Here is an 18,578-nt window from a genome sequence, read left to right as displayed (position 1 = left end):
GACCGGCATCTACCAGTACCTGTCGATGACCGTGGCCAAGACCTACTCGGCGCTGACCCGGCTGGTGTCGATCCCGATCGTGGCCGAGGTGGTGATGTTCTTCAACATCGCCGCGTTCGGGCTGGCGCTGGCCTGGCTGACCACGCTGTGGGCCACCGCCATGCTGGCCGGGCCCCGCCGGATCTGGGACGCCGCGCTGGTGGCCGCCTCCCCGATCGTCGTCTTCCAGATCTTCACCAACTTCGACGCGCTGGCGACGGCTTTCGCGGCGTGCGCCCTGTTGGCCTGGGCGCGCCGAAGACCCGGGCTGGCCGGTGTGCTGATCGGTCTGGGTGTGGCGGCCAAGCTCTACCCGCTGCTGCTGCTGGTCCCGCTGACGCTGTTGGCGTTGCGGACGGGGCGGTTGCGCGAGGTCGCCCGCACCGCGGGGGCCGCGGTGCTGGCCTGGGTGCTGGTCAACCTGCCGATCATGGTGCTGTTCCCGCGGGGCTGGTCGGAGTTCTTCCGGCTCAACGCGCGCCGTGGTGACGACATGGATTCGCTCTACAACGTGGTCAAGTCGTTCACCGGGTGGGCCGGCTTCGACCCGGATCTGGGTTTCTGGGAGCCGCCTTCGACGCTGAACGCGGTGAGCGCGGCGCTGTTCGCGGCCGGTTGCATCGCGATCGGCTACATCGCGCTGACCGCGCCGCGCCGGCCCCGGGTAGCCCAGCTGGCGTTCCTGGTGGTGGCGGTGTTCCTGCTGACCAACAAGGTGTGGAGCCCGCAGTTCTCGCTGTGGCTGGTGCCGCTGGCGGTGCTGGCGTTGCCGCACCGGCGGATCCTGCTGGCCTGGATGTCCGTCGACATGCTGGTGTGGGTGCCGCGGATGCTCTACCTGTACGGCGAGCAGAACATGGGGCTGCCCGAGCAGGCCTTCACCGCGACGGTGCTGGTGCGCGACATCGCGGTGATCGCGTTGTGCGCGTTGGTCGTCGGCCAGATCTACCGCCCGTCGTCGGATCTGGTACGCGCCGGCGGTGCGGTCGACGACCCGGCGGGCGGGGTGTTCGACCGGGCCCCCGACGCGCCACCGGGGTGGCTGCCCGACTGGTTGCGCCCGCGGGTCTCCCGCGATGCCGGCGATTTCGGTGTGCTCGTCGACGCTCAGCGACGATAACCACACCGTATTCGCGCGGTGCAGGCGAGCGATTTCGCAGATCAGTGCCGGTTCCTGTAACCTGGCCCGGTTGCCGACGCAGGCGACCCTCCTGCCGCGGAACGACCGCGGCCGCAACGACCATAGGAGGTGATGGGTTAGTTATGCGTCCATACGAAATCATGGTCATCCTCGACCCCACTCTCGACGAGCGCACCGTGGCTCCGTCGCTGGAGACGTTCCTCAATGTCATCCGCAAGGACGGTGGCAGTGTCGACAAGGTCGACATCTGGGGACGCCGGCGCCTGGCCTACGAGATCGCCAAGCACGCCGAGGGCATCTACGCGGTGGTCGACGTCAAGGCAGAGCCGGCCACGGTGTCCGAGCTCGACCGCCAGCTGAACCTGAACGAGTCCGTGCTGCGGACCAAGGTGATGCGGACCGACAAGAACTAAAGGGTGCCGCTCGTCGGAACCGCTGCGTAGGCTCGCGCCCAACACGCCGACCACCACCTTCAGGAGGAACCCGTGGCTGCTGGTGATACCAACATCACCGTCGTTGGAAACCTGACCGCCGACCCCGAACTGCGCTTCACCCCGTCGGGTGCGGCGGTGGCGAACTTCACCGTCGCCTCGACACCGCGTATCTACGACCGCCAGAGCGGGGAGTGGAAGGACGGCGAGGCGCTGTTCCTGCGGTGCAACATCTGGCGTGAGGCCGCCGAGAACGTGGCCGAGAGCCTGACCCGCGGGTCGCGCGTGATCGTGCAGGGGCGGCTCAAGCAGCGGTCCTTCGAAACCCGTGAGGGCGAGAAGCGCACCGTGGTCGAGGTGGAGGTCGACGAGATCGGCCCCTCGCTGCGCTACGCGACCGCCAAGGTCAACAAGGTCAGCCGCGGCGGCGGCGGTGGCGGCGGATTCGGCGGCGGTGGCGGGGGCGGTAGCTCCCGGGCGTCGGAGCAGCCCAAGGACGACCCGTGGGGCAGCGCCCCGGCATCGGGTTCGTTCGGTGGCGCCGACGACGAGCCGCCGTTCTGACGCAACGATATTCATTGATTTTCATAAGAAAGAGATAGACACATGGCGAAATCCACAAAGCGCCGTCCGGCTCCGGAGAAGCCGGTCAAGACGCGCAAGTGCGTGTTCTGCTCCAAGAAGGGCAAGGGGCAGATCATCGACTACAAGGACACCGCGCTGCTGCGCACCTACATCAGCGAGCGCGGCAAGATCCGCGCCCGTCGGGTGACCGGCAACTGCGTTCAGCACCAGCGCGACGTCGCGATCGCGGTGAAGAACGCCCGCGAGGTCGCGTTGCTGCCGTTCAGCTCGTCGGCTCGGTAAGCGGCGAGAAGAAGACAGGAACGATAGAGATGAAGCTGATTCTGACTGCCGAGGTCGAGCACCTCGGGACGGCCGGTGACCTCGTCGAGGTGAAGGACGGGTACGGCCGCAACTACCTGCTGCCGCGCGGGCTGGCGATCGTGGCCACCCGCGGTGCCCAGCGCCAAGCCGACGCGATCCGCCGCGCCCAGGAGCTCAAGGGTGTGAAGAACCTCGAGCACGCCAACGAGCTGAAGACCGCCCTCGAGGGCCTCGGCGCCGTCCAGCTGGCGGTGAAGTCGGCCGGCGACTCCGGCAAGCTGTTCGGTTCGGTGACTGCGGCCGATGTTGTTTCGGCAATCAAGAAAGCCGGCGGCCCTAACCTGGACAAGCGCGTCATCGGGTTGCCCAAGGCCCACATCAAGACGGTCGGTACGCACCCAGTCTCGGTGCGGCTGCACCCGGATGTCGACGCCGAGGTGTCGCTGAACGTCGTTGCCGGCTAGCCCCAGGCTGGCCGCACCCACGTTCGAACGGCCGGGCAAGGACCACGAGTCTTTGCCCGGCCGTTGTCGTCGGCGCATGGCGAACAATTCGCGGCAAAGCGATCGCAGCGAACCTAACCGGCTGTTAACCTGCCTGGCCCTGAGGCGAAACACAACACGCCCGAAGCGGCAACCCGGTGCGACACGCCGCACGATTTCCCATCCCCAGATTCCCAGCCGTCCTATGGTGCCTTTATCAGGGCAGATGGGATGAACGTCGCCGTTCATCCCCAGGTTTTCCCCAGCGAGTCAACATGGCTCACCGGACCTATCCACACGCCATCCACATGTTCATCAACAACGCCGACTTGATTCCGCCCCAGCAACGTCTAGCGTGATGCGTCTGCGGGGTCGGTCAGGCCTCCTCGAAGCACCTGTCACAGCATCGGAATACAGTCCCGGCATGCTGCTTCGAAATTTCGTTCGATCGCGTTCAGCAGGGGGTGGAGCACAGCGTGGCCGTGGTCGATGACTTGGGTCGGTCGGGTGATCGTTCGGACACGGAGCCGCCCCCCAGCGAGGAGTTCGGCCGTCAGCCGCCGCAGGACCCCGCCGCCGAACAGGCCGTGCTGGGCGGCATGCTGCTGAGCAAGGACGCGATCGCCGACGTGCTCGAGCGGCTGCGACCCGGCGACTTCTACCGCCCGGCCAACCAACTGGTGTACGACGCGATCCTGGACCTCTACAGCCGCGGTGAGCCGGCCGATGCGGTGACGGTCGCCGCCGAGCTCGACCGGCGCGGTCTGCTGCGCCGGGTCGGCGGGGCGCCGTATCTGCACACGCTCATCTCCACGGTGCCGACTGCCGCCAACGCCGGCTACTACGCCGGCATCGTCAGTGAGAAGGCGCTGCTGCGTCGGCTGGTCGAGGCGGGCACCCGGGTGGTGCAGTACGGCTACGCCGGGGCAGAGGGCGCCGACGTCAATGAGGTCGTCGACCGCGCCCAGGCCGAGATCTACGACGTCACCGAGCGGCGCACCGCCGAGGACTACGTGCCGCTCGAAGAACTGCTGCAGCCCACGATGGACGAGATCGACGCGATCGCCTCCCAGGGCGGCATCTCGCGCGGCGTGCCGACCGGTTTCGTCGAACTCGACGAGCTCACCAACGGGCTGCACCCGGGGCAGATGATCGTGGTGGCGGCGCGGCCCGGTATGGGGAAGGCACTGGCGCTCGATACGCCGCTACCCACGCCGACCGGCTGGACCACCATGGGCGAGGTCGAGGTCGGCGACGAACTGATCGGCGCCGACGGACGCCCGACCCGGGTGGTTGCGGCCACCGAGGTCATGACGCAGCGGCCCTGCTATGAGGTCGAGTTCTCCGACGGCACCGTGGTCGTCGCCGACGAGCAACACCAGTGGCTCACCGATACCCGTGCCTCGCGCCGCAGCTCCACGGTGGCCGCCGCGGTTCGGACGACCCGCGAGATCGCCGAGACGCTGCGGTGTGAGATCGCCGATCGTCGGCTCAACCATTCGGTCACCAACGCTGCACCGATCCAAGGCCCCGAACGGGACCTGTTGATTCCGCCGTACACGCTGGGCGCGTGGCTGGGTGACGGCACCAGCGCGTGCGCCCAGATCACGATTGCCGACCCCGAGATCGTGATGCGGATCGAGGGGGAGGGAGTCTCCACCGAAGCCGACCTCCGCACGATCGGGGTGCTGGGCAACAAGCACATTCCCGTGCAGTACCTGCGCTCTTCGGAGGCGCAACGGCGCGCGCTGCTGGCCGGTCTCCTCGACACCGACGGCACGGTGACCAACGGTGGCGCCGTTCAATTCGTGGCGCCGAACCGCCGGTTGGCCGCCGATGTCGTCGAGTTGGTCGTCTCGCTGGGCTATCGGTGCCAGATGGCCACGAAGGCGGTCCGTGGGCGGACCGAGGACAGCTCGACGACGTACCTGGTGAACTTCTCTGCCACGGACTCGGTTTTCGGACTGAATCGAAAAGAATTGCTGCACAAGGAGCGTCGCGCGGCCAGCACGAGCGGGTCGCATTCGCGGTTCATCGTCGATGTCAGGCCCATCGGGAGTGTGCCGGTGCGCTGTGTGGAAGTCGACAACGCCGATCACATGTACCTGGCGAGCAGGGCTATGGTGCCGACCCACAACTCCACGCTTGGTCTGGACTTCATGCGGTCGTGCTCGATCAAGAACCATTTTTCGAGCATCGTGTTCTCGTTGGAGATGAGTAAGTCCGAGATCGTGATGCGCCTGCTGTCGGCCGAAGCGAAGATCAAACTCGCCGACATGCGCTCGGGCCGGATGACCGATGAGGACTGGACGCGGCTGGCGCGGCGGATGAGCGAGATCAGCGAAGCTCCCCTGTACATCGATGATTCACCGAACCTGACCATGATGGAGATTCGCGCCAAGGCGCGCCGGCTGGCGCAGAAGGCCGATCTGCGGCTGATCGTCATCGACTACCTGCAGCTGATGACCTCCGGCAAGAAGGTCGAGTCCCGCCAGCAAGAAGTGTCCGAATTCTCGCGTCAGCTCAAGCTTTTGGCCAAGGAGCTGGAGGTGCCGGTGGTCGCGATGAGCCAGCTCAACCGCGGGCCTGAGCAGCGCACCGACAAGAAGCCGATGCTGGCCGACCTGCGTGAGTCCGGCGCGATCGAGCAGGACGCCGACATGGTCATCCTGCTGCACCGCCCCGATGCGTTCGAGCGTGACGATCCGCGCGGCGGAGAGGCCGATCTGATCGTCGCCAAGCACCGTAACGGCCCCACCAAGACCGTGACCGTGGCGCATCAGCTGCACCTGTCGCGGTTTGCGAACATGGCCAAATAGTTCGACAACAACACAACAACAGCGGCGGCGGCGGCGGCAACCGCCGCCGCGCGTGTGCAGCGGTTGGGATGCAACGAACGAAATTCACTCGGCAGCCGGCCGCCAGGGTGGAACGCTATTGACACCATCCTCCGGCTACGGTGTCGCGCTGCTGATCGAGCCACGCGCCGAGGCTGTCGAGTATGGCCTTGCCGGTTTCGAAGCTGCCGTTGGCCGGTTGAGCGGCCAAGGAGACGCCAAATGTCCCGCTGTTGTTGGTGACGAGCGCGAGTTGGCGCACTAGATATCGGCCGTTGACCCCGGGCCCCCAACCGCCTTTGGCGGCAACGTCGGGGTAGGGGGCGAGGCCCCATTGTTGGTTGGCGCCGAGGTTGCGCATCTGAGCAAGCACGGGGTCGGCTCCGGGAATGCAGGGCAGTCCGAAGGCGAAGAGCGCGGCTTGGTCTTGCGGCCAAAGGGTTTGACCGTAGGGGCTGTAGGGCGGGTGGATCTGTTCGGGTTGCACGGCCACGAGGGTGTCTCCCCCCTCGCGCAGGACCGTGTCGACTGCGCCGGCAGCTGTGACCGGGTCGCCGAGCATCGTCCAGAGCGCATCAGCGGCGCCATTGTCGGATTGGGTGATCGCCTGCTGAATAAACTGTTCCGCCGCAGCTGGGTCTACGGCCAGCGCGGCGATCGCCAATGGGACTTTGATGGTTGACCACGCCGGCCCGCTGGTCCAGCTTCCGAACGCGAAGGTCTGCTGGCCGTTGAACAGCGCAACGCCGACCTCACCGGCCGGCAGGGAGGCTGCCATCGCGTTGAAGCTCGCGGTGAGATCATCGGTCGTCGATGGTGCTGGGGCAGGGATGAGGCTCGGCAAGGGGGTTGGGGGTACGACGGCGGTAACCGATATCGGTGGTGTCGGTTCTGCGCTCAATGACTGCTCGGCGGTGGGCTGTGCGTTGTCGTCGCTGACAGCACAACCGGTCAGAAGGAGCGCGGCTGCTAGGACGCCGAGGAGACGACTAGTAGATGTGGATGACAGCATTCACCCCGCCTCGGCAGGTCACCCAGTCTCCGGCGCCGTAGGGGGTGCATTCGAGGACGTAGAGGCTGCCCCGGCACCGGCTGGAGCGCTGGTTGCACGGCACGCCACCGGCGGCGTAGATCGTGCGCGGTGAGGCGTTGGGTCCGCCGGCATCCCAGTAGGAGGTCAGGACGTTGTCGACGAAGCGACAGCTGGTTTCGGTGCTTCCCCGGACGGCCCGGCTTCCGCGGCCGAGGTTCCTGCTGACTTCGAAACCGCCGTCGCAGCGCTGCCCGAGTCCATCAAGGCCGGTGACGGCCGGTGGCGGGGTGAGTGGACGGGTGGGCCGGGGCTGCGGCGCCTCGGGTGATGGCTGCTGCCCGGTGGGCACTGACGGCCGTTCGGGTATCGGCAGCCGGGTCAGCGCCGGGTTCTGGGCGCTGGTGTCGGTGTCACTGCCGCTGTTCTGGCCTGCCAACAAACCGATGATGACACTGCAGGCAACAAGGACGAGGGCGGCGCAAACCGAGATGCCGATCACCAGCGGCCTGTTGATGCCCTTTCCCGACGGTGTCGGTGGGGGCGGTGATGGGGTGGCCGGCGTTGGAGTGGGCGGCGTTGGTGGTGGCCACGGTGTGGGTTGGTGTTGTTGAAAGGTCGGGGCGTTGACGTGGGAGGCAGCCAGGGTGGCGTTGCGGTCGTCGACTGCGGGTGTACTCAAAGCGCGGTGGGCGGCGCGGGCAAGCGCGCCAGCGCTGCCGTAGCGGTCGTCAGGTTCTTTGGCCATGCCTCGCTCGATCACCGCATCCAGGGCCGGCGGCACGCGGGGGTTGGTGGCACTGGCGTGTGGCGGGCGGCTGTAGAGGTGGGCGTTGACGACTTGTTGCATGCTGTCGACGGCGAACGGCCTGGTGCCGGTGAGGGTCTCATAGAGCACGCATGCCAGTGAGTAGATGTCGACAGCTTTGGTGGCGGGGTGTCCGCTGAGGCGTTCGGGGGCCATGTAGGCCCAGGAGCCGATGGTCATGCCGGCTTGGGTGAGGTGGGTCTCCCCGGCTTTCTCAGCGATGCCGAAGTCCAGAAGGTGGGCGAAGTCGTCTCCGGAGACCACGATGTTCTCGGGTTTGATGTCGCGGTGGATTAGTCCTGCGGCGTGAGCGGCGTCCAGGGCGGAGGCGACTTGGCCGATGATGTACACCGCGCGGTGGAGGTCGAGGGGGCCGTTGGCGGTCAGGCTGCGTAGATCGGTGCCCTGGACCAGGCGCATGTCGATGAACAGGTTGCCGTCGATTTCACCCCAGTCATGGATCGGCACGACATGGGGTTCCTGCAGGCCGGCTGCGGCGTTGGCTTCGCGGGTGAACCGGCTGCGGTACTCGGGGTCCTGGGCGTACTGCTCGAGCAGGATCTTGACCGCGACGACACGACCCTTCTCGGTGTCGCGCGCCTGGTACACCTCGCCCATGCCGCCTCGGCCGAGCAGCGTAATGAGCTCGTATTTGCCGAACCGTGCGCCGGCTGTTGGCCGACTCGATGACGCCGCCACCCCGATCCCCCCTCGGTGCCCTGTCCCCGTTTGCCAGTAGACCACAAGTTGGCGGTCAGCCGATGATCACCGCGAAGACAGCCGCTGGTCAGAATTGCTGATAGCAGTCCGGCTCGGAGCCTGCGAGCCCGGCGCGGAAGGCTTCGATGCGGGTGAAACCGGCGGGCACGGTCAACCCGTCGACCGTGGCGGCGACCAGGCCGTTGGTGAGCAGCCCGCCGACCGCCTCGTCGATATCACCGGCGGCCAGTTGCAGGCTGTTGCCGCTAGGCAGATCGATCGGGTCGGCCATCGCGGCCTGCGCGACTCCGGTCAGGCATGCCGTGCGCAGTGCAGTGCTCACGGCATCGAGTGGCTCGCCGCGGGCGTGCTGCATCGACAGCGTGTAGCGCGACGTCACTGCAGAGAGCCCGGTGTTGTCGCCCTGGGGCAGGGCGTAGTCCGAGGTTCCGGCCGGTACCGACATCGCCTGCAGGCTCGGCAGGTCGACCACGATCGTGTTGGTCGCCCGGCAGTACGAGGCCGGCGGGCTGGCCGCATCGTCGGGGCAGGAGTGGGTGTCGAAGGACAGCCCGGGCGGGCTTTGCGGCGCGTAGATCTGGTCGAGTAGCTCCATGAGGATCGACAGGGTGGACTCGTCGAGTGGGAGCTCGCCGCTCTGGACGTCGCCGTATGAGTCTCGTTGCAGCAGCAGCGGCAGGTCGCCGCGCTCTCGCTCGATCGCCGCGAGATCGATGGCAGCGCAGGCGGGGGTGCCGTCGACGAAGCCCTGTTGAAATGCGCGGGTGCGGTCCAGCGCGGTGCCGTGGCCCTCCTCAACCATCTCTGCTTCGTGTTCGGACCAGACCGGATCAGCCAGGCTGATCGCCCCAGCCAGTACCCGGTTGAGGCCCTCACCGGTGCTGAGGGCGAAGCGCGGAGAGTTGCCTTCGGCGACCCAGCGGCTGTAGGCGCCGGCGAAGCAATCGGCCTGTTGTTCTTTGACGATGGTGTCGGTGAACCGATTGACCGTACCTGCGTGGTGCTGGACGGCGTGGCCGTATTCGTGAGCGATCAGCGCGGCGATCGATGCGTCCCCGAAATACTGCTGTCCCGTCGGGACGAGGAATCCGCGATCCCACGCGATGAACTCATCGTCGGAGAACGCCGGTGAACACCACATGGCATTGGGCAGGTCGTAGGTGTCGTGTCCGCAAACCTCGGGACTGTACGGGTCGAGCGAGTCATAGGACACCAGTTCGTCGACCGGCTCGAACGGGTCGCCAAACGTTTCGGGGTACGCCTGCTGCCAGAACATTTCGACGTCATCGACGGCGGCCAGCACCAGCGCATCGACCGCGCCGCCGTCGCTGAAACCCGCTTGACGGCGCGGTGCAGGGGCGCCATCACGGACACCGCTGGGCCCCTCCACCACGGTCAGCCCACCCACCAGGTGCTCGACTTCATCGACCTCCGGGTCCGAGGCGGGACCGGGGGCCGACGAACAGGAGACCAGCAGCGCCGCCAACACCGCCGCGCTGAGGAGCTGGCGGCCGGCGAGGTGACAGCCACGAGGGTTCCTGGCCCAGGAAGGGCAACGGGTCAGCACGGGATCTTGAAACTGGGGTTGGTGGTGTAGTCCAGCCACTTGCCGTAGGCGTCGCCACCCGCCGACCGCACGGCAGAACAAACCTCGGCTTGGGTGGTTCCGGCTGGCCGGTAGACCGCATAGATCGGGTTCCCTGCCTCGGTCGCTGCCCGCAGTGACGGGCAAGTCTGGTCGGTGCGCAGATATAAGGCGCCGGGGTATACGGCCAGCAGACGCTGGACCCCGGCCTCGTATTGGCCTGGGGTGGTCACCGATCCGAGGATGACGATGCCCTGGCCGTTGCAGCTCGGTCTGCTCATGGGTTGGGCAAGTCCGAGGTCACCGGATCCTGCACGAGGCACCGGGGCCGGTGCGCGAGGTGGCAGCGGGGCTGGCGAAACAGCAGGGGGTGGGCTGTTGGGTTGGGTCACAGTGACCGGCGGTGCAGTGCGTGTGACCGTGCGCGGCGGTGACATCGTCTCCGGCCAGACGGGACGGGTCAGCGAGGGCGACGGTGATGCGGCGGGAGGCTCTGCTGGTGACTGCCCGAGCCGGGCGCCCAGAAACGCGACGAGTCCAACGACCACCAGTACGGTGGCGATCGCACCGCCGATCAGTGCCATCCGTCGGGCATCGCTCCTTGGCCCCGGCGGTGTCGAGGCAGGCGCTGGCGGCGGGGTCGGCCGATCAGCGAAGACGGGGGCGGTACGCGGCGCCAATTGCGTCGGATCATAGGAACCAACCACCGAGCCGCTACCGCTGGTGGGTGGGCGGCCGAGCGCCTCGGCGAACTCGCGGCACGTTTGAAACCGTTGGTGAGGCTCCTTGGCCATCGCGGTGGCCAGCGCCGAGTCCATCTGCCCTAGGTCGCCACGCAGTCGACTCAGCGTCGGCGGCGGTGAGGACAAGTGGTTGCCGATAACCACGGCCGGATTGGAATCACCGAACGGCACCGTGCCGGTGAGCAGGTGGAACGCGGTCGCGGCCAGCGCGTACTGGTCAGCGCGCCCGTCCAGTGCCCGGCCGGTGAGCTGCTCGGGCGCTGCGTAGGCCACCGACCCGACCGTCATGTTGGTCGCAGTCAACCCGTTGCTGTCATCGACACCGCGGGCGATCCCGAAATCAGCGAGAACGATGCGCCGCTCCCCGTGGCGTTGTTCGCCCAACAGAATGTTCGCCGGTTTGACGTCGCGGTGCAGCAGAAAACTCTCGTGGGCGTAGTCCAGGGCGTCCGCGATCGCGGTGACGATCTCGATGACATCGCTCGGGGGCATCCCGTGCGGGTAGCGGTTGCGCATCAATTGCGCCGCGTCGGTGCCCTCGACGTAGTCCATCGCGATCCACAGTTGCCCGTCGTCCTCGCCACGATCGTGGACGGCGACGATGTGCGGATGCCACAGCGAGGCGGCGATGTCGGCCTCGCGGGCGAACCGTTGGCGGTAGTCCGGGTCAGCGCTCACGCTGGCCGGGAGGATCTTGAGCGCCTCCCGGCGGGGCAGCCGAGGGTGCTGCACAAGATAGACCTCGCCCATCCCCCCGCTGCCCAGTAAGCGCTGAATGGTGTATCCGGCAAAGACCGCCCCTTCAGCAATGGGCATGGCCGAATCTTAACCAGCATGCCCGACGCGCACGACCGCTTCGGCCAGCCGCGGGTGTCCGGCCCCGAAGGGGTGCCGCGGGCCGGTTGGCCTGCGGCGATCTTGCCGCCAAGCGAATGTGTCGCACTGCTGCTGGAGGAAGACACCGTGCACCGGCGGCAACAGTCGTATCGTCGTTGACATGCAGACGCGGGGGCAGACGGCACCGACAGCGCCGTCGACGGCGCTGTGAACCGTCGACGGCTATTGGCCTTCGCCGGCACGGCAGGGCTAGCGGCCGCGCTCGGAGCTTGCTCGAAACCGACGCAGGTGGCGAACTCGGCACCGCCGCAAAATCCGCCTCCCCCGACGGTGACGCCGTCAATCGCTGCCCCGGTCGCCCCACCTGTCGAGACGCCACCACCCGCCCCAGCGGCCTCGCAGCCCATCATCTGTCGTTCTGGATGGGGTGCACTGCCCGCCCGGCCCGGCGGGGTGCCACACACCCTCACCCAGATGACAATCCACCACACAGGCTCAGCCCTCGGTGACAACCGCAACGCACCGGCCCGACTGCGCCAGCACCAACAGCTCCACCAGAACGAACGAGGCTGGATCGACATCGCCTACCACGTAGGCGTCGACCGCAACGGCAACATCTACGAACTCCGCGATCCGGGACTCGTCGGGGACACCGCCACCGAGTACGACCCAACCGGCCACTTCCTTGTCCTCTGCGAAGGCAACTTCGACGAAGAAGCCGTCACACCAGAACAACTCCACGGCGCGGCCATGGCCTTCGCTTGGGCCGCCTCCACCTTCCCGATCAGCCCCAGCATCGTCTATGGACACCGGGATTTCGCTGCCACAGCATGCCCCGGAGCCGACCTGTACGCCCACGTCGCATCGGGAGAACTCGATCGCCGCGTCAACGAACTGCTAGCCGCCGGCCCAGTCAACCTACAGACGATCTGCGGACCTGAAGCCGCAGAACGAGTCGCGGCGATCGAAGCTGGCAGCTTGTAGCCCAATCACCCATTGCCTGCTAGGTCGATCACGTGTCCGCGGATGGTCGAGACAGCACGGTGCGGGGCTGATGATTGGCGCCCGCCCATCAGCGGCCATCCCAGCCCGATCAGCTGACGTATTCGGGTGTTATCGGTGATCGACGACCTCTTACCGACGCTCCGCTATGTGGAGTGACACACGCCTGGCGGTTGAAATGGGATCGTGCAGCAGACCCCTCGCATCACCCAACGCTACGACGAGAGGTAGTAGAAGTCGAGAGGGCGCTTACACGCCATTGCCATCAACCATGTGAGACAGGACCTGAGCCGCGCACCTGCTCTAGATGTGAGACGACAAGGCCATCTTGGGCGCGGCTGAAGGTATCCATCGGGTGCCGCACGCGATAATCACGGTTTGTGAGCCAGAGCCATCGCCCGGCGGCGGGCCGCCTCCCAACCCGGCGGCTGGCTCCGTTGACTGATCCATTGCGCAGGGGCACCAATGCTTGACGGGAAATCGGTGATGATCACCGGAGCCGCTCGCGGAATCGGAGCGAGCATGGCGCGGCTCCTGCACCAGCGTGGTGCGCGCCTGGTGCTCGCCGACGTCGACGAGCACGCACTCACGGAGTTCGTGGCTGAGCTCGGTGACTACGATGTTGTCCCGATTACTTGTGATGTCAACGATTTTGATGCGATGCACGAAGCGGCCGACACGGCGGTGGCCCGCTTCGGCGCGATCGACGTCGTGGTGGCCAATGCGGGCATCGAGCAGTGGGCGCCCGTCCAGGCCGTTGACCCCGACGACTTCGCCCAGGTCATCCAGACCAACGTGATCGGCGCGTTCAACACCGTCCGCGTGGCCCTGCCATCGATCATCGATCAGCGCGGCTACGTCTTGGTGGTGGCCTCGGTGTCGTCCTACACCGCGATGCCAGGCATGGCGTCCTACGCCGCCAGCAAGGCCGGCATCGAGCAGTTCGCGACGGTGCTGAGAATGGAACTGGCCCACTATGGCGTGGATGTGGGCTCAGCCCACATGGCCCTGGTCGACACCCCGATGCTGCGCCACACCAGCTCGGCATCTCCAGAATTCACCACGTTGCTCAAGGCACTACCGCCGCCGATGCGACGCCCTGTCACGGCCGAAACATGCGCGGCACGCCTCGTCGCCGCGATCGAACACCGCAAACGCCATGTCGATGTTCCGAGATGGGTTGCGGCGGCGCGCTGGCTCAAACCACTGCTAGCGACGCCGCTCGCCCAGCGCCCCCTGACACGGCGGATGCAACGTATCGAGCAGCCCCGAGACAGCTGAACCGGCGGAAAGCAACATCAGCGTCAGACACAGCCACGGTGTACCAGCCGTTGGCACCGGCGATCCTGCCGCGACATCCGAACGACGGCGACATCTGCGGCCCTGGCGGGGAACCAGACGAAGGTGGCGGCCGAGAGTTCGGCAAACCGGGCTAGGCGCCTGGCTGGCCAGCGCCCGTCGATGATGGTCGCCTCAACCTGGTGCGAGCAATGCTGCTGGGGCGGCTATCGGCTTCCGCCAGGATGGTTGCGTCTTCAGACCAGATCGCGGAGCGGCCTGCGGTTCTGGAATATCCGCCACCGGTGGGGCCGGCGAAGCTGGCCATCACCACCGGGGCGTGACACACCGTGGCGATACTGCGTCCCCTGCGCTGCTGCTCAGCCAGTTCTGTCTCATGGTGGAGCACGCCACATGCATAGACATCGATCTCGAGTGCAGCCGTGCGATGCACGTGTTCTGCGATCCCGGTATCTCGGCAGATCCCGATGCCGACACGCCAGCCATCCACGTCGATGACGCGCGGCCCGCCACCGGGGCGGAATGACTCGTGTTCGTCGCCGCTGAGGAATGTCTTGCAGTAGGCGACCGCCGCGCCGCTACCGTCGATGCGCACCATTGCGATGAATCGGCTACCCGCGGCCTCTACCGGTGCTCCGAGCAGGGCCACTGAACCCGTTTCCCCGCAGGCTCTGACGAGGGCGTGCAGGCGGGCTCCATCGATGTCGACGAGTGCGGAATTGAGCTGATAGCCGGTCAGCGACAACTCGGGGAACACCACCAACCGGGCCTGGGCCCCCAGGATGGACTCCACGTGCGAGGCGATGTTCGCATCGACGTCACCATCGACGACGCGCGGCTGAACCGCCGCAACCACCAACTCTGACACCACGACATTGTCACCCGAGCATCGTCGGCAGCCTCGAAAAATGACACGCAGATGAGACAAAGAACCCATGACACGGAGTGAGACAGTAGCGATCGCCGCAGGTCATGGCGTTGCGAGATTGACACGCATCTCGAGATTCAACAAGCAACACTTGTTGTAGGGTCTCAGCGCGCGTGTCGTATTCTCAGCGGCGTTGTCATGCTGTTGTCTTGTGTCTCAGGACGTGTCATGACGGACGCGGCACTCCGGTTCTCAACGAACCTTGAACCGTCTGTCAGTATTTGCATGGCTGGCCCGATGCTGGCTGGCAGGATCGGTGTCGCCGTCCTGGTGGGGTGTGGCTCGTGAATCGTCTGGCCCCGTGATGGATGGTAAGGACCGCTGACGAGCTTGAGGCGGAATGCGTCGCGAACGCCTGGTACGCAGCCGTACAGAGGCAATGCAGGTCACGGGCTGTATCGCCTGCCTCAGTTTCGATGAGAACGGACAACTATCAGCACGCGTCCTTCGCCGCTGGTATGCCCAAGTCATTGCGTGCAGCACAATGGCCCCGGGCGCGAAGAGCTGGCGGGGCGCGGCCAATGCGATGACGGCCAGCAGGACCTGATCGCTTTCGACAAACATGTCCCGCTTACGGGTAGCTGACGACCCGCGTCGAGGCGGTCGACCAGCAATCCGGTGGCGCGCACGTCGACTTGACCCTGCCCGAACCATGGCGCCGCGGGTGCCGACTACTGATCTCGAAAGAAGATCTCGGCGTCGCTGTCCAGCGGATAGAAGAGTTCGACGCGGAGCTCGTCGAGCGTCACCGCGGAGGCGGTGTCGAAACGGGCGGCCATCCCAAGAGTCCGGATGACCTGTCCTTCGACGATGAACCATGGGCAAATGACCAGTTGCTGCGGGGATGGTGTGGGCCGCGGCAGTCCGGCGGTGGCCCGCTCGGCCATGGTTGCGAGCTCGCGCAGTGTCGAATCGAAGGGACGCTCGGCCAATTGATGGCGCAGCCGCTCCTTCGCGGCCCACGCGACATCGGGCCAATTCACAAAGACCGCGGCCGCAGCCTCCGGGTCGGCAAAGAAGCGGTGCGCGAGGTTGGAGTCGGCTATCTCGCCCCCGAACATCCTCGATGTTGCCGCGTTGGCGAACAGGACGTTCCACTGCACGTCCAGTGCGAACGCCGGGTAGGGCATGTGCGCGGTCAGCAGCTGCTGAACCACCGAGCGATATGGCGCAAGATCGGGATCTTCCAGCGGCTGCTCGGTGTAGACGCTGGGCAGTCCCGCGGAGGCCAAAAACCGATTTCGTTCCCGCAGTGGAACGTTGAGCGCCTCGCAGAGACGTAGCACCATCTGCACGGTCGGCCTTGAGCGTCCCGTCTCGAGAAACGACAGATGCCGCGAAGTCGAACCGACCTCGGTGGCCAGAGCAAGTTGGCTGATGTTGCGCTGCGCCCGCCAACGGCGCAGCAGAATGCCGAAAGGGCTCGACGGGGCGGCCGCGGTCATACCAACAATCTGACAGCATCGGCACGCCGGGTCCATTCCCCGATAGGGAATCGACTGGCCACCCCGCACGACACCATGGTGTCCCCATGAAGATATCGAAACACGCCACCATCCAAGCACCCGCTGACGTCGTATGGGACGTGATCGGGCCTCAGTTCGACCGTATCGGGCAGTGGGCCACCGCGATCAGTTGGTCAGCGCCGACATCGAAGACCTCCACAGAACTTGCAGCACCGGTAGACGGTCGCGTCTGCCATACGGGTATCCCGATACTTCCGGAAGTATCGGAAACGATCGTGGCCTACGACGATGGCAACCGCACTCTGACATACGAGGCCACCGGGCCGTCGTTTGTGACCGAAGCGCGCAATCGGTGGACGGTGTCACCGGTGGACGGCAACCGCTCGCGGGTCAGTTTTGACGCCGAACTGGCTACCCGGGGTCTGCTGGGCCGTGCGGCGGTCCCGGTGTTGTGGGTGCAGCTGAGCCGCACGGGCCGTCAGCTGCTGGCCGATCTGGCCCACTACGTCGAGAACGGCCAGCCCTCGCCACGCAAGCAGCTGCAGCTCAGCCGGATGGGACCGCGCGCAGCGGAACGTCCGCCCGGTATCAGCGGTTAGCGTGTGTCATTCCGGAGTTACTCGACACGATCGTGCAGGGTTCCCGAGACGTCGAATCCGCAGCGGCGCTAGGCGACCTCGCGGGTCGGCACAACATGAGTGGCCAGATCGCGGCCACCATGAGTGACCAGCTTCGCGCGGAGGAGACGACCCTCGACGCGCGAGGGCGACCAACCCAGGCGCTCGCAGAGATCCCCGGTTCCCAGGCACTTCGAGTCCTGACGGAGCTCAGCGAGGATCACGACCCGATCGTGGCGTTCACAGCCAAGTACCTGGTGGTGGTGCGCCGTGATTCCCTCGACGACTAGTGCGACCTGAACCGCCGGGAGGGATGGGCCCGTTCCAGAGGCGCGGCGCCGTATGCATGCTCGTTCCCGAGAATCGAGGCAGCTATCGCGCCTGCGCGCCCGCCTCAACGCGAGAGTATTGCAGAACGTCGCCGATCAGACGCCCGAGCGTCTCGTCGCATTGATGCGCCGCGGTATCGAGCCCTCATGTGCGGATGCGCTCTACGGCAGCCGGGTGGCACTCATCGAGTGCGTCATCCACCACCAAGACGTTCGCCGTCCACTGGTACTCCTGCGGGCTATTCCGCATGAGCGGCTTCGTGTCTCGTTGAACTATGCCCGGATCAGCCCGGTGATCGGCACCGCGCGCCGCACCCACGGTGTGCCACTGGAAGCCAGCGACATCGATTGATCCGCCGGCAAAGGGCCCGAAGTGCGCGGAACGGGCGAGGCGTTGCCCTTGGTCATGACCGGGCGCTATTCGGCTGTCGTGGGCGAGCTCGAAGGACCCGGGGTGTAACTATTGGGCCAGGAACACTCTTCGACAGCGACCGATTAGTCACTGGCCGGTTGTGCGAGCAACGACATGCCCTGGAGGATGCTGTCGACAGACCCGGAGCGTGCGTTGGCCGCGCGCGCTGAAACTCCTGCTGGCACTCATCGAAATTCCCCACCGGTGTGGCTCCGCCGAGAAGGTCGGGCCTCCTTCGATGTCTGCTGGTGTCTGACGCCTGCAGCGCTGCCCGAGGGACGCCCGCCTGCTCATGCTCACCCGGGAAAACGATGTGGAAGTACATCGCGTACACAATCGTGGTCGGGCGGTCTCGGCGATCGCCCGCCACACCGGCTTCGGCCGTAAGACGGTCTCCGAGTGCCTGGCTGGTGATGGCTGACCCGGGGCGCCGGCCCGTCCGGGTCCGGACCCGCTCCATCCGTGCGTCGACTACGTCACCGCCGGGCTGATCGAGGACCCGCGTCTGTGGGCGCGCACCTTCTACGACGAGCTCGAGGATCGGTGGTTCAGTTCGTGCCGTCTGACACATTGGTGTGCCGGTATGCGACGAAACGGCGGTACCGTTCTGAAAGGGGTGTTTCGTCGTGCGAAGCGGGGAGGGCTTGTGGCGAAGAGCGTCCGTGTGGTTCCGGAGGGTCTGAGTTTGTCTGCTGCGACCGTTGATGCGCACGCTGATGCTGTGCGGGTCGCGCATGCTACCGCCGACGGTCGCATCGATGGTGCTCAGCGGGGTGTTCCTGCTGCGTCGGCGGCGGCTTTGAGTGCCACGGTGACGAAGTGGCAGGCCGACAGCACCGCGTTGTTCGGCCGGATGGTCGATCACAGCACCGGCTTGCGGGGTGGCGCTTGGGCCTACGTCGGCTCCGATTCAGACAATGCGGCCGACCTCGACACGGCCGGTAGTCAGCTCCCGCCGGACATCGACGTGTAGCCGGTCGAACG

The 18,578-nt window shown here is 66.2% G+C and carries 18 protein-coding genes; 12 read left to right on the top strand and 6 right to left on the bottom strand.

Annotated elements, in window-relative coordinates; all coding sequences use genetic code 11:
* The 6 genes from ACXAID_RS04795 to dnaB form a co-directional block, all read left to right on the top strand.
* The coding region (locus tag ACXAID_RS04795; RefSeq protein WP_475021037.1) for a glycosyltransferase family 87 protein at nt 1-1,159 on the top strand (1,159 nt) is incomplete at its 5' end.
* 143 nt (nt 1,160-1,302) lie between these two features.
* On the top strand, nt 1,303-1,593 hold the full coding sequence (gene rpsF / locus ACXAID_RS04790) for a 30S ribosomal protein S6 (protein WP_421459123.1): 291 nt from the start codon (nt 1,303-1,305) through the stop codon (nt 1,591-1,593).
* 72 nt (nt 1,594-1,665) lie between these two features.
* The gene (locus ACXAID_RS04785; RefSeq protein WP_421459120.1) at nt 1,666-2,175 is read left to right on the top strand and encodes a single-stranded DNA-binding protein; all 510 of its coding nucleotides are present in this window, start codon (nt 1,666-1,668) and stop codon (nt 2,173-2,175) included.
* A 42-nt stretch (nt 2,176-2,217) separates the two neighbouring features.
* Nucleotides 2,218-2,478, top strand: a complete 261-nt coding sequence (gene rpsR / locus ACXAID_RS04780) for a 30S ribosomal protein S18 (RefSeq protein WP_421459118.1) — start codon at nt 2,218-2,220, stop codon at nt 2,476-2,478.
* A 29-nt stretch (nt 2,479-2,507) separates the two neighbouring features.
* Nucleotides 2,508-2,963 carry a 50S ribosomal protein L9 gene (gene rplI / locus ACXAID_RS04775; RefSeq protein ID WP_475021036.1) on the top strand — a complete coding sequence of 152 codons (456 nt, stop codon included), beginning with the start codon at nt 2,508-2,510 and terminating at the stop codon, nt 2,961-2,963.
* 494 nt (nt 2,964-3,457) lie between these two features.
* Nucleotides 3,458-5,800: a replicative DNA helicase gene (gene dnaB, locus ACXAID_RS04770; protein WP_475021035.1), complete on the top strand. Its 2,343-nt coding sequence runs from the start codon at nt 3,458-3,460 to the stop codon at nt 5,798-5,800.
* A 115-nt stretch (nt 5,801-5,915) separates the two neighbouring features.
* Here the strand turns inward: dnaB and ACXAID_RS04765 are convergent, their stop codons facing one another.
* From ACXAID_RS04765 to ACXAID_RS04750, 4 genes are all read right to left on the bottom strand, one after another.
* A complete protein-coding gene (locus ACXAID_RS04765) occupies nt 5,916-6,596 on the bottom strand; it encodes a hypothetical protein (protein ID WP_475021034.1) in 681 nt (226 codons plus the stop codon).
* A 211-nt stretch (nt 6,597-6,807) separates the two neighbouring features.
* Complete coding sequence (locus tag ACXAID_RS04760; RefSeq protein ID WP_475021033.1) at nt 6,808-8,355, bottom strand: serine/threonine-protein kinase; 1,548 nt, start codon at nt 8,353-8,355, stop codon at nt 6,808-6,810.
* Nucleotides 8,356-8,443: 88 nt separating this feature from the next.
* Nucleotides 8,444-9,865: a neutral zinc metallopeptidase gene (locus tag ACXAID_RS04755; RefSeq protein ID WP_475021032.1), complete on the bottom strand. Its 1,422-nt coding sequence runs from the start codon at nt 9,863-9,865 to the stop codon at nt 8,444-8,446.
* Nucleotides 9,866-9,936: 71 nt separating this feature from the next.
* On the bottom strand, nt 9,937-11,520 hold the full coding sequence (locus ACXAID_RS04750; RefSeq protein ID WP_475021031.1) for a serine/threonine-protein kinase: 1,584 nt from the start codon (nt 11,518-11,520) through the stop codon (nt 9,937-9,939).
* A gap of 495 nt (nt 11,521-12,015) precedes the next feature.
* Here ACXAID_RS04750 and ACXAID_RS04745 point away from each other — a divergent pair, with 495 nt between their 5' ends.
* Together ACXAID_RS04745 and ACXAID_RS04740 are read left to right on the top strand one after the other, a co-directional pair.
* Complete coding sequence (locus ACXAID_RS04745) at nt 12,016-12,525, top strand: N-acetylmuramoyl-L-alanine amidase (protein WP_475021030.1); 510 nt, start codon at nt 12,016-12,018, stop codon at nt 12,523-12,525.
* 540 nt (nt 12,526-13,065) lie between these two features.
* The gene (locus tag ACXAID_RS04740) at nt 13,066-13,824 is read left to right on the top strand and encodes an SDR family oxidoreductase (RefSeq protein ID WP_475021029.1); all 759 of its coding nucleotides are present in this window, start codon (nt 13,066-13,068) and stop codon (nt 13,822-13,824) included.
* A gap of 151 nt (nt 13,825-13,975) precedes the next feature.
* Here ACXAID_RS04740 and ACXAID_RS04735 read toward each other — a convergent pair whose 3' ends face one another.
* Nucleotides 13,976-14,710 (bottom strand): carbon-nitrogen hydrolase family protein, encoded by a 735-nt coding sequence (locus ACXAID_RS04735; protein WP_475021028.1) that lies wholly within the window; start codon nt 14,708-14,710, stop codon nt 13,976-13,978.
* A gap of 731 nt (nt 14,711-15,441) precedes the next feature.
* A complete protein-coding gene (locus ACXAID_RS04730) occupies nt 15,442-16,215 on the bottom strand; it encodes a helix-turn-helix transcriptional regulator (RefSeq protein WP_475021027.1) in 774 nt (257 codons plus the stop codon).
* An 86-nt stretch (nt 16,216-16,301) separates the two neighbouring features.
* Between ACXAID_RS04730 and ACXAID_RS04725 the strand changes: the two genes are divergently transcribed.
* The 4 genes from ACXAID_RS04725 to ACXAID_RS04710 all read left to right on the top strand — a co-directional run bounded on the left by ACXAID_RS04725 (nt 16,302) and on the right by ACXAID_RS04710 (nt 18,567).
* Nucleotides 16,302-16,835 (top strand): SRPBCC family protein, encoded by a 534-nt coding sequence (locus ACXAID_RS04725; RefSeq protein ID WP_475021026.1) that lies wholly within the window; start codon nt 16,302-16,304, stop codon nt 16,833-16,835.
* Nucleotides 16,836-16,930: 95 nt separating this feature from the next.
* Nucleotides 16,931-17,143, top strand: coding sequence for a hypothetical protein (locus ACXAID_RS04720; RefSeq protein WP_475021025.1), 213 nt, complete (start codon nt 16,931-16,933; stop codon nt 17,141-17,143).
* A gap of 118 nt (nt 17,144-17,261) precedes the next feature.
* Nucleotides 17,262-17,534 carry a hypothetical protein gene (locus ACXAID_RS04715; RefSeq protein WP_475021024.1) on the top strand — a complete coding sequence of 91 codons (273 nt, stop codon included), beginning with the start codon at nt 17,262-17,264 and terminating at the stop codon, nt 17,532-17,534.
* Between the two features lie 706 nt (nt 17,535-18,240).
* A complete protein-coding gene (locus ACXAID_RS04710; protein ID WP_475021023.1) occupies nt 18,241-18,567 on the top strand; it encodes a hypothetical protein in 327 nt (108 codons plus the stop codon).
* Nucleotides 18,568-18,578: the final 11 nt, after the last annotated feature.

This window comes from Mycobacterium sp. ABE4_509 (assembly GCF_056160785.1).
Note: the sequence above shows the minus strand (reverse complement) of the source record. Positions and strands in the feature narration are given on the sequence as shown.